Origin of the sequence: Humibacillus sp. DSM 29435, assembly GCF_001758225.1 — a bacterium.
Taxonomy (GTDB): Bacteria; Actinomycetota; Actinomycetes; order Actinomycetales; family Dermatophilaceae; genus DSM-29435.
Map to the genome: position 1 here is coordinate 66330 of NZ_MAST01000007.1, position 10705 is coordinate 77034.

The window sequence follows — 10705 nt, forward strand, 5'->3', positions numbered from 1 at the left end:
GCGAGGCGCCGCGGGCCTTGGGCGAGGTCGACCCGGCCGGGGGACGGGGTGTGGAACGAGCGGCCGGCCGAGCCGGGCGCGCAGTGGCGCCGGCAGGCGGCCGAGCCGGGCGGGCGGTGGCGCCGGAGGCCTGGCCCTTGGCGTTGCCGGGGGCCTGGCCGTCGCGGGCCCGAGCTGCCGGTGTCGTGGCCGCTGCGCGACTGGTCTGTCGCGGTTGCCTGCCTCGCGTCGAAGTCACGCGGTCACCTCGTTCACCCGATGGCGGGAGTCTGTGAGCTCGCGCCGCGGGCGGCGCTCGGTTTCGTGGTCAGTCTCGGGGTTGCGGGCGCTTTGGTCGTGGCAGCCGGGGTCTTCGGCGTGGCGGACCCCTTCTTCGAGGCGGCCTTCTTGTCAGCCTTCGGGGCAGCCTTCTTGTCAGCCTTCTTGTCAGCCTTCGGGGCGACCTTCGGCCCCAGTGGCGCCACCACACCGAGCACCGACGCAGCCGCGGCCCCGACCAGCTTCTGGTCGGAGCCGGTCAGCGGTGGCGGTGGCGTCGCCCGCGTCACGATCGGCAGTGCCTGGTAGGAGGTGGCGGGGTAGGCCGTTCCGGAGACCGTGCCGGTCGCGAGGTTGAGGTAAGCCCGCTCGTTCGACCGGACCATGCCCAGCTTCACTGCAGCGGCGGCCAGAGCGCCGCCGGCCGACGCGGCCGCGATCTCCGCGTTGAGGTTGGCGGCGGAGTTGGTCAGGGCCGTCGACTCACGCTGGAGGGTGCCGACCACGAGCGAGCCCTGCGCCAGGGCGGTGTTGAGCAGGAGCAGCGCGATCAGCCCGACGGTGAGCAGCACGAGGCACAGCGTGGCGAAGGCACCGTTCCCGGTCGCGGTGAACCGGGTGGGCATCACCCGCAACGGTGTCGCCGTGGGGCCGCGTCGCGGGGCGCGCAGCGGGCGTGCCGTGGCCGTCATCTGGCTCATCGGGTGGTTCCCTTCGTTCCGGTACGGGCGGATGCCGTGGGGCGGGTCGAGCGACTCGGCGAACCGGGTGCTCTCGTGCGGCTGGAGTGGGCGGCCCGGTCGGGCTGGTGGTCGCGGGTCCGTTCGGCGACCCGGAGGTGCGCCGAGGCGGCTCGCGGGTTCTGCACGATCTCGGTCTCCGTGGGCTGCTCGCCTCCACGCGTGACGAGCGTGAGGTAGGCCGCGTGCTCGGGAAGCTCGACCGGCAGACCCTCGGGAGTGCTCGAGGTGGCTCCGGCGGCCAACGCCCGCTTGGTCACCCGGTCCTCGAGCGAGTGGTACGACAGCACGGCGATGCGGCCACCGACCGCCAGCACGTCCACCGACTCCTCGATGGCGCGGCGCCAGACGGCCAGCTCGTCGTTGACCTCGATACGCAGCGCCTGGAACGTTCGTTTGGCCGGGTGCCCGCTCTGACGCTGGGACGCGGCGGGGATGACCCGACGCAACAGCTCGACGAGGGGGCCGGAGGTCGTGAACGGCCGCTGTTCACGCTCGCGAACCACGGCGCGGGCGATCTTGCGCGCGAAGCGCTCCTCGCCGTAGTCCTTCAGAACCCGGGCGAGATCGGCGACCTCGTACGTGTTGAGCACGTCGGCGGCGGTGGGGCCGTCGGACTGGTCCATGCGCATGTCGAGCGGTGCGTCGACCCGGTAGGCGAAACCCCGGTCGGCCTCGTCGAGCTGCAGCGAGCTCACCCCGAGGTCGAAGAGGATGCCGTCGACCCGGGCCACCCCGACCCCCTCGACGACGTCTGCGATGTCGTCGTAGACGGCGTGCACCGGCCGGAACCGGTCACCGAAGCGGGCCAGCCGCTCGGCCGACAGGGCGAGCGCCTCGTGGTCGCGGTCGATCCCGATCACCGTGACGTCGGGGAAGGCCTCGAGCACCCCCTCGGCATGGCCCCCCATACCAACCGTGCCGTCCACGTGGACGGCACCCGGGCGAGAGAGGGACGGTTCGAGCAGCGCGAGAATCCGGTCGCGCATCACCGGGACGTGTCGCCCCTGCGCCGGTCCTCGGTCGTCCATGCTCGTCCTTGCTCGCCCTGGGCGTCGTGCGCTTGCGCGGCTGATGGTCTTGTCGTCAGTGCTGCTTGCTGGTCTGCTGCTGGAGCCGTCTGGCCCGACGCGCGATCCTGCGGGCTGGTCCCCATCCGCTGCCTCGCCCGAGACGGGGGAAGTCGTCTCGGGAGGGGAGCGGCTGGAGGCCGGCACTCAGGTCTCGTGGGGCGTCGTTCGCTGCCGGGTCGTTCGGTGGTGCGGACGAGTGGTGGGGCCTAGAAGATGCCGGGAACCACCTCCTCGGTGATGTCGGCGAAGCTCTGCTCGCTCGCGGCCAGGTAGGTGTTCCACCCGGCGCTGTCCCAGACCTCGAGTCGCGACCCGGTTCCGATGACGGTCACCTCACGGTCGAGGCCGGCGTACTGGCGCAGGTTTGCCGGGATGGTGAAGCGGCCCTGCCGGTCGGGCACCTCGTCGGAGGCGCCCGACAGGAACACCCGCAGGTAGTCGCGGGCGGACCGGTTGGTCGTGGGCGCGGCCTGCAGGCCCTGCGCCACCTTCACGAACTCGTCCATGGGGTAGATGAAGAGGCAACGCTCCTGGCCCCGCGTGACCACGAGGCCGTCAGACATCTGGTCGCGGTACTTCGCCGGCAGGATCAGGCGGCCCTTCTCATCGAGCCGGGGGGTGTGCGTACCGAGGAACACGATCGCCACCTCCCCTTCATCGACCCGAGAGGCGCCACCACCGTCGCCCTTCTTCCCCCACTCTACTCCACTTTCCTCCACGGTCAACGACGAACACGTCAGTTTTGGCCCCCTCATCGCACGTTTGCGCAGGTCAGCGACGTGGTCGGAAGTGGAGGGGAACGCCACCCCTCTCCCCTACCGCCCCTACGGCATCCGGCCGGATGCCGTTCATCCACCACCGAGACGGGCCCCGAGCGCTCGTCGCCGCCGCGCGACAGACCCAGATCCAGCCTGCTGACCCCGATATAGCCCGTCGGCGAGTGAACTCTGAGCGTTCCCCGCGCGTTGTGGTGGAGGAAAGTGGAGTCCGGAGTGTTTCGGAGACAGAGAAGCTTCACCGGGTCACGAATTCGGGGTCTTCTTCCTGTGGGCCGTCTCATGAGGGAGGATCACTGAACGGATCTCGCGTCGACCGTCTGGGCGAGGGCGGGCAACTGACCGATCAGCGGCACAGCGGAGGACAGAGTGACGATGGAATTCACCGGGAGCGTTCCCGGCCTGAACCGTGGCGAGCAGCGCGAACCGGGCCAACCTCGCGACCGCGGCCCGGCGGCCGACCTCGACCTCGTCAGAGACGTGGCAGACCGGCTCGTCGGGGCCATGACGACGGTCATCGAGGGCAAGGCCGAGGTCGTGCGAACCACCGTCACGGTGCTGTTCGCCGGCGGGCACCTGCTCATCGAGGACGTGCCCGGCGTCGGCAAGACCATGTTGGCCAAAGCCCTCGCCCGCTCCATCGACGCGTCGGTGCGCCGCATCCAGTTCACGCCCGACCTGCTGCCGAGCGACGTGACGGGCGTCAGCATCTTCAACCAGGACGCCCGGCGGTTCGAGTTCCGCCCAGGGGCCATCTTCGCCAACGTGGTGGTGGGCGACGAGATCAACCGCGCCTCGCCGAAGACCCAGTCGGCGTTGCTCGAGTCGATGGAGGAGCGCCAGGTCACCGTCGACGGCACCACGTACGAGCTGCAGGCGCCGTTCATCGTGATGGCCACCCAGAACCCCATCGAGATGGAGGGCACCTACCCGCTTCCCGAGGCCCAGCGTGACCGGTTCATGGCCCGCATCTCGATGGGCTACCCCTCCCCTGCTGCCGAGCTGGAGCTGCTCGAGGTGCACGGGTCGCGTTCCCCGCTCGACTCACTGCGGCCCGTCACCGACGCCGCGACGATCAACAGCGTCGTCGAGGCGGTGATGCGGGTGCACGCCAGCCCCGCGATCCGCCAGTACATCGTCGACCTGGTGAACCGTTCGCGCTCCACCTCGGCGCTGCGGCTCGGGGCCTCCCCCAGGGCCGGACTGCACCTGCTGAGGTCGGCTCGTGCGCACGCCGCCCTCGAGGGGCGCGACCATGTGATCCCCGACGACGTGCAGCTGCTCGCACCCGCCGTGCTGGCGCACCGGCTGATGCCCTCGAGCGAGACCCAGCTCGCCCGCCGCACGACGACCGAGGTCGTCGGCGACCTGCTGCGCCAGGTGCCCGTGCCTCCCCAGGCTCGCTGAGCTACCCATGCGATCGTTGCGCGGCGTCCTGACCGTTCGGGGACGGGCCTTCGTCGGTTCGGGAGTGCTGCTCGTGCTCGCCGGCGTCATCTTCGGCTTTCGCGACCTGACCCGCTTCGGCGTGCTGCTCCTGGCCCTGCCGATCATCTCGGGTGTACTGGTCAGAACCCGGCGCGCGCGCATGCGCATCGAACGACACGTCTCACCCGAACGGGTCAGCGTGGGGCAGCCGGCCCAGGTGGCGCTCTCCTTCGAGAACGTCTCGACGGCGACGACCCCGCTCTTCCTCGCCGAGGAGCGCCTCGACTACGTGCTCGGCGACCGCCCACGCTTCGTCGTCGGCCGCATCCCGACCGGGCGGGTACGCACCATCGACTACACGGTGCACTCGGCCCTGCGTGGTCGCCACCAGCTCGGTCCGCTGGGGGTGCAGGTGCAGGACCCCTTCGGCCTGGCCAACCGCAATGCGGTGCTGGAGGGCAGAGCCGAGCTGGTCATCCTGCCCGCCGTCCACCCGCTGTCGCAGGCCCGGCGCTCGAGCGCGGGCGTGGGTTCAGAAGGCGAGCAGGCGCACCTGATCGCCCTGCACGGCGAAGACGACGTGACGATCCGCGAGTACCGCGAGGGTGACGACCTGCGGCACATCCACTGGCCGGCCACGGCCCGCACCGGTGACCTGATGGTGCGTCAGGAGGACCGGCCCGCCCAGCGCCGTGCCATCCTCATGCTCGACCCGCGGCCCGCGGCTCACGGTGGCAGCGGGGCCACCGGGTCGTTCGAGTGGGCGGTCACGGCGGTGGCCTCGGTCGCCGTGCACCTCTGCGAGTCCGGGTATGCGGTGCACCTGGTGTGCGCCGAGACCGTGGCCAGCTCACGGGCCGCCGAGACCATGGCCGCGCCGGAGATCCTCGACGCCCTGGCCGTGACGTCCCAGCACGATGAGACCGGCAACGACGAGATCCTTCGCGCGGCCCAGACCCTGGCTGGCGGCGGTGGCCTCGTGGTGGCCGTCGTGGGGCCGACCGACCCCGAGGTGACGGCCCGGATCGCGAGCCTGCGCCAACCGGGCACGACCGCCCTCGCCTTCGTGCTGGATGCCGCCTCGTTCGGCGACGCGCCAGGGGCCGACGACGTCGCGGGACACCTCGAGACCCTGCGGTCCGGCGGCTGGCGCACCGTTGCCGTCAGCCGTGACGACTCCGTGACCCACGCGTGGTCAGCGCTGACGGCCTCGACGGTGGGGACGAGCCGATGAGCCGCCGGCGCTGGCGCATCGCACTGTTGGCCGCCCTGGCCACTCTGGCGGCCGTCTACCCCGTCACGAGCCTGTTCCAGAGCTCGGCGTGGCTGAGCCCGGCCATCGTCATGATCGCGGTCTCGACGGGCGTCGGCCTGCTCATGCGTGGCCTCACCCGTTCGCGGGTGCTCGTCGTGCTCGTCCAGCTCGTCGTGACCGCCTACGTGATCCTGGCGCAGTTCGCCGGCAACACCTTCTTCCTGCTCCTGCCGACCATCTCCACCCTCGAGGCCGCCAACGACTACGGGCTGGAGGCGCTCGACACCCTGGCCCGGTACGCCGCCCCGGCCCCGCTCGGCGACGGCGTCACCTTCTACCTCGTGATCATCGTGACCCTCGTCGCCATCAGCGTCGACGCCATGGCGGCGACCTGGCGCAGCCCCGCCGCCGCCGGCCTGCCGCTGCTGGCCGCCTACCTCGTCACCGCCGCCAACGGCGACTCCACTCTCGCCCTGCGGTTCTTCGTGGTTCCGGCCGCGCTCTGGCTCCTGATGCTGCACACCACGGCGCGCGCTCAGTTCGGTCGATGGAGCACGACCAGCGCCACCGACGAGCAGGCCCGCCCGGTGGTGGCCCAGGACGGCGCCGCGATGCGCTCGTTCAGCACGGGCGCCGCCAAGCTCGGGCTGGCCGGCCTCGTGCTCGCGCTCGTCGTGCCGGTGGTCGTGCCACACTTCCCGCCGCGCTATCTGACCGAGGGCCTGGGTCGCACCAGCGGCGACGGCGGCAGTGGCGGCAGCGTGGGCTTCAACAACACCATCGACCTGACCCGCAGCCTCAACAACGACGACGACTCACCGGTGCTCAAATACACCACTACGGGGTTCACGCGCAGCCCCTTGCGGGTGCTGGCCACCGGCTACTACTCACGCGGTGAGTGGTTGGCGGTCAAGGACTCCAACGAGGTGGGGCAGCCGCAGCCGTTGCCGCCCCCGAGCGATCGCAACGACTACGAGATCACTGTCTCCGACAACACCCTGGCCGCGCCGAACATCGCCGCCCCGTACCCCGTCGTCGCGGTCGCGATGGACGGCACGCCGTGGACCATCGACCCGGTCACCCGTGACGTGCGGGTCTCACAGCCGGTGTCGAGCTACCGCGTCACGTACGCCGACATTGCCCCACTGCCCTCGGTGCTGCGTGAGTCCGGCACGCCCGACTCCCCCGACATCGTCGACGACGACCTCGCCGTGCCCGACACGGCCCGTGACCTGCTCGACTCGTGGTCGAAGAAGGTCACGGCCGGCAAGACCAACCCGCTCGACAAGGCCATCGCGATCCAGGACCACCTTCGCTCGCCCGAGTACACCTACACCCTCGACCTCGGGGAGCCCCTTCGCGACGACGCCGGGCGGATCGTCGAACCCATCCGCACCTTCTACGAGACCAAGCGCGGCTACTGCGTGCAGTTCGCGACCGCCATGATCATGCTGGCGCGAGCCCAGGGCATCCCCGCCCGCATGGCCATCGGGTTCCTGCCCGGCACGAGCGTCGACGGCAAGTACGTCGTGCGAGCCTCCGATGCCCACGCCTGGCCGGAGCTGTTCTTCCAGGGGTACGGCTGGCTCCGTTTCGAACCCACCCCGGGTGCCCGTTCCGGCACCCCGCCGCCGTATGCCGTCGAGGGCGCGAGCGACGGATCGCGTGGAGGTGGTCGCGCCCCGAGCGAGTCCGCGTCAGGCAGGGCGACCTCGCAGGCACCGGTCCCGTCGGCGACGCCGTCCCAGGCGCCGGCGACCTCCGCGCCCTCGTTCACCGACTCGCTCGGGTCGGTGTTCAGCCTGCGCAACATCGTCACGGCCCTGACGCTGCTCGTGCTGCTGCTGGCGATCTTCGTCATGCCCATCACGGCCTCCCTCGACCGGGCCCGACGGCGGCGGCAGGCGGTGACGCGCCAGGATCTCGTAGAGGTCGAGTGGGACGACCTGACCTCTCACCTGCGTGACCTGGGGCTACCCGCGCCCCCCGGCGACACGCTGCGGCAGACGCGAGACCGGTTCATCCACGACGGACACCTTGGGGTCGAGAACGCCGACGCCGTGCGCCGGGTGACGATGACGCTCGAGAAGGCCCGCTACGACCGGCCGGAACGCACCTCGGTCGAGGAGGCCGAGGCGTTGCACCACGACATCCGGTCGATCCGCCGCGAGGTCGGTCGCACCCGGGCGAGCTCCACCCGCCTCCGCTCCTTCCTCTGGCCCGAGGCCGGCGTCTCGATCTGGCGTGACCTCCCGTCTCGCCTCGCTGACCTCGTCGGCCGCCGCGGCCGCTGAAGCCGCTGAAGCCGCTGACGCCGGTAGGAACCGCTTGGCCTCCCAGCCGGCGCAAGACTTGATAAGTTCCAGATCGTCGGTGAGACTTGGGAGATGGCACTGAGCGGCTCCGAGGTCGAAGTGCTGCTGAGGCACTCGTCTCTGCGTGTGACCCGCCCACGTATCTCGGTGCTCATCGTGCTGGCCGACCATCCGCACGCCGACACCGACTCGATCATCCGCGAGGTGCGCGCGATGGGCGTCGATGTGTCGCACCAGGCCGTCTACGACGTGTTGCGTGCTCTGACGACGGTGGGCCTCGTGCGTCGCATCCAGCCGGCCGGCTCCGTCGCTCTCTACGAGGCGCGCACCGGTGACAACCACCACCACCTCGTCTGCCGCGACTGCGGCGTCATCGCCGACGTCGACTGCGCCGTCGGCCCGGCCCCCTGCCTGATGGCATCGGGCGACCACGGCTTCGTGGTCGACCAGGCCGAGGTGACCTACTGGGGCATGTGCGCCCACTGCGCCGCTGCAGCGTCCTGAGCCGGCGACCAGGCTCTGAACCCTTCTGACCGCGTTCGCCCCCCGCACTCACCCCCCACCACGCCGCTTCGAGACCCCTGCCCCATCTGAGAGAAGGCCATCCCGTGTCCGAGACACTGCACAACCACGAGACTCACCAGCCCAACGCCGAGGTCGGCGAGATGAACGAGCCGGAGGCCGCCAAGTGCCCCTTCGACGGTGGCCGCAGCGTGCGCCCCGAGGGCACCGGGAGCCGTGAGTGGTGGCCCTCGCGCCTCAACCTCAAGATCCTCGCGAAGAACCCCGCGGTCGCCAACCCGCTGGGCGGTGACTTCGACTACGCGGCCGCCTTCAACACCCTCGACCTGGCCGCGGTCAAGGCTGACATCGGCGACCTGCTCACGCAGTCGCAGGACTGGTGGCCGGCCGACTTCGGTCACTACGGCCCCTTCATGATCCGAATGGCCTGGCACAGCGCCGGCACGTACCGCGTGCAGGACGGCCGCGGCGGTGCCGGTGCCGGACAGCAGCGGTTCGCGCCGCTCAACAGCTGGCCCGACAACGGCAACCTCGACAAGGCCCGTCGCCTGCTCTGGCCGGTCAAGAAGAAGTACGGCCAGAAGCTGTCATGGGCCGACCTGATCGTGCTCACCGGCAACGTCGCCCTCGAGTCGATGGGCCTCGAGACGTTCGGTTTCGCCGGGGGTCGGCCTGACGTGTGGGAGCCCGATGAGGACGTCTACTGGGGCCCTGAGTCCGAGTGGCTCGGCGACGAGCGCTACACCGGTGACCGCGACCTCGAGAACCCGCTCGCGGCAGTTCAGATGGGGCTGATCTACGTCAACCCCGAGGGACCGAACGGCAGCCCCGACCCGCTCGGGTCAGCCCGCGACATCCGCGAGACGTTCGGCCGAATGGCGATGAACGACGAGGAGACCGTCGCCCTCATCGCCGGCGGCCACACCTTCGGCAAGACCCACGGCGCGGCCGACCCCCTCGAGTACGTCGGGCCCGAGCCCGAGGCGGCTCCGCTCGAGGCCCAGGGCCTGGGTTGGAAGCAGGGCTTCGGTGCCGGCCACGGCAACGACACGATCACCTCCGGCATCGAGGTCACCTGGACCTACCACCCGACCCGCTGGGACAACGAGTACTTCCACATCCTCTTCGCCTACGAGTGGGAGCTGATGGCGAGCCCGGCCGGGGCCAACCAGTGGCGCCCGAAGAACGGCGCGGGCTCCGACATGGTGCCCGAAGCCCATGGCGACGGACGGCGTGAGCCGCGCATGCTCACCACCGACGTGGCGCTGCGCGTCGACCCGGCCTACGAGAAGGTGTCGCGGCGCTTCCACGACCACCCCGAGGAGTTCGCCGACGCCTTCGCTCGGGCCTGGTTCAAGCTGACCCACCGCGACATGGGCCCGATCGCGCGCTACCTCGGGCCCGAGGTGCCCCAGGAGGAGCTGCTCTGGCAGGACCCCCTGCCCCAGGCCGAGGGTGAGCCGGTCACGGCCGACGATGTGACCGCGCTCAAGGCGGCCATTGCCGACTCCGGCCTCAGCACCACGGCGCTGGTCAAGACGGCGTGGGCCTCGGCCTCGACCTTCCGCAGCAGCGACAAGCGTGGCGGGGCCAACGGCGCTCGGGTGCGCCTCGAGCCGCAGGCCGGCTGGGACGTCAACGACCCGGCCGACCTCGCCGCGACGCTGCGCGTGCTCGAAGGCGTACAGGCCGACTTCAACGGTCGCGCCGAGCGCCAGGTCTCGCTCGCCGACCTCATCGTGCTCGGTGGTGGCGTCGCCGTCGAGCAGGCTGCCGCCGCCGGTGGGGTCACCGTGCAGGTGCCGTTCCGCCCGGGCCGCGTCGATGCCTCGCAGGAGCAGACCGACGTCGAGTCGTTCGGCTACCTCGAGCCCACCTACGACGGCTTCCGCAACCACCTCGGCAAGCCGGGGCGCGTGCCGGCCGAGTACCTGATGCTCGACAAGGCCAACCTGCTCGGCCTCTCGGCCCCGCAGATGGCCGTGCTCGTCGGCGGTCTGAGGGTGCTCGGGGCGAACACGGGCGGCTCGAGCCTCGGCGTCCTCACCGACCGCCCTGGCACCCTCACGAACGACTTTTTCGTCAACCTCCTCGAGCTCGGCACCACGTGGACCTCGACGTCCGATGACGCCGACACCTTCCGGGCCACCGACGCCTCGGGTGCCGAGACGTGGACCGGCAGCCGGGTCGACCTGCTGTTCGGCAGCAACTCCGAGCTGCGCGCCGTGGCGGAGGTGTACGCGAGCGACGACGCCAAGGAGAAGTTCGTCAACGACTTCGTCGCCGCCTGGAGCCAGGTCATGGAGGCCGACCGCTTCGACGCGTGAACCACTGCGCC

The 10705-nt window shown here is 70.8% G+C and carries 8 protein-coding genes; 5 read left to right on the top strand and 3 right to left on the bottom strand.

Annotated features, from left to right (window positions below; translation table 11 throughout):
• Positions 1-251: 251 nt before the first annotated feature.
• The 3 genes from BA895_RS06275 to mraZ all read right to left on the bottom strand — a co-directional run bounded on the left by BA895_RS06275 (position 252) and on the right by mraZ (position 2709).
• On the bottom strand, positions 252-959 hold the full coding sequence (locus BA895_RS06275) for a hypothetical protein (RefSeq protein ID WP_070191040.1): 708 nt from the start codon (positions 957-959) through the stop codon (positions 252-254).
• Positions 956-2029, bottom strand: a complete 1074-nt coding sequence (gene rsmH, locus BA895_RS06280) for a 16S rRNA (cytosine(1402)-N(4))-methyltransferase RsmH (protein ID WP_083283038.1) — start codon at positions 2027-2029, stop codon at positions 956-958. The genes BA895_RS06275 and rsmH overlap by 4 nt, the downstream gene beginning before the upstream one ends.
• 248 nt (positions 2030-2277) lie before the next feature.
• Entirely contained in the window at positions 2278-2709 is a 432-nt protein-coding gene (mraZ, locus tag BA895_RS06285) for a division/cell wall cluster transcriptional repressor MraZ (protein ID WP_070191090.1), read from the bottom strand.
• Positions 2710-3222: 513 nt separating this feature from the next.
• Here mraZ and BA895_RS06290 point away from each other — a divergent pair.
• The 5 genes from BA895_RS06290 (at position 3223) to katG (ending at position 10694) form a co-directional block, all read left to right on the top strand.
• Positions 3223-4254 carry a MoxR family ATPase gene (locus BA895_RS06290; RefSeq protein WP_083283039.1) on the top strand — a complete coding sequence of 344 codons (1032 nt, stop codon included), beginning with the start codon at positions 3223-3225 and terminating at the stop codon, positions 4252-4254.
• Between the two features lie 7 nt (positions 4255-4261).
• A complete protein-coding gene (locus tag BA895_RS06295) occupies positions 4262-5509 on the top strand; it encodes a DUF58 domain-containing protein (RefSeq protein ID WP_070191041.1) in 1248 nt (415 codons plus the stop codon).
• Entirely contained in the window at positions 5506-7824 is a 2319-nt protein-coding gene (locus BA895_RS06300) for a transglutaminase domain-containing protein (protein ID WP_070191092.1), read from the top strand. Before BA895_RS06295 ends, BA895_RS06300 begins: the two co-directional genes overlap by 4 nt.
• Before the next feature lie 93 nt (positions 7825-7917).
• Positions 7918-8349, top strand: coding sequence for a Fur family transcriptional regulator (locus BA895_RS06305; RefSeq protein WP_070191042.1), 432 nt, complete (start codon positions 7918-7920; stop codon positions 8347-8349).
• Positions 8350-8510: 161 nt separating this feature from the next.
• Complete coding sequence (gene katG / locus BA895_RS06310) at positions 8511-10694, top strand: catalase/peroxidase HPI (RefSeq protein WP_070191093.1); 2184 nt, start codon at positions 8511-8513, stop codon at positions 10692-10694.
• The last annotated feature ends 11 nt before the right edge of the window (positions 10695-10705 follow it).

Coding starts and splice junctions, on each gene's coding strand:
- BA895_RS06275 (WP_070191040.1), bottom strand. CDS start 959: ATGAGCCAGATGACGGCCACGGCACGCCCGCTGCGCGCCCCGCGACGC.
- rsmH (WP_083283038.1), bottom strand. CDS start 2,029: ATGGACGACCGAGGACCGGCGCAGGGGCGACACGTCCCGGTGATGCGC.
- BA895_RS06290 (WP_083283039.1), top strand. CDS start 3,223: ATGGAATTCACCGGGAGCGTTCCCGGCCTGAACCGTGGCGAGCAGCGC.
- BA895_RS06295 (WP_070191041.1), top strand. CDS start 4,262: ATGCGATCGTTGCGCGGCGTCCTGACCGTTCGGGGACGGGCCTTCGTC.
- BA895_RS06300 (WP_070191092.1), top strand. CDS start 5,506: ATGAGCCGCCGGCGCTGGCGCATCGCACTGTTGGCCGCCCTGGCCACT.
- BA895_RS06305 (WP_070191042.1), top strand. CDS start 7,918: ATGGCACTGAGCGGCTCCGAGGTCGAAGTGCTGCTGAGGCACTCGTCT.
- katG (WP_070191093.1), top strand. CDS start 8,511: ATGAACGAGCCGGAGGCCGCCAAGTGCCCCTTCGACGGTGGCCGCAGC.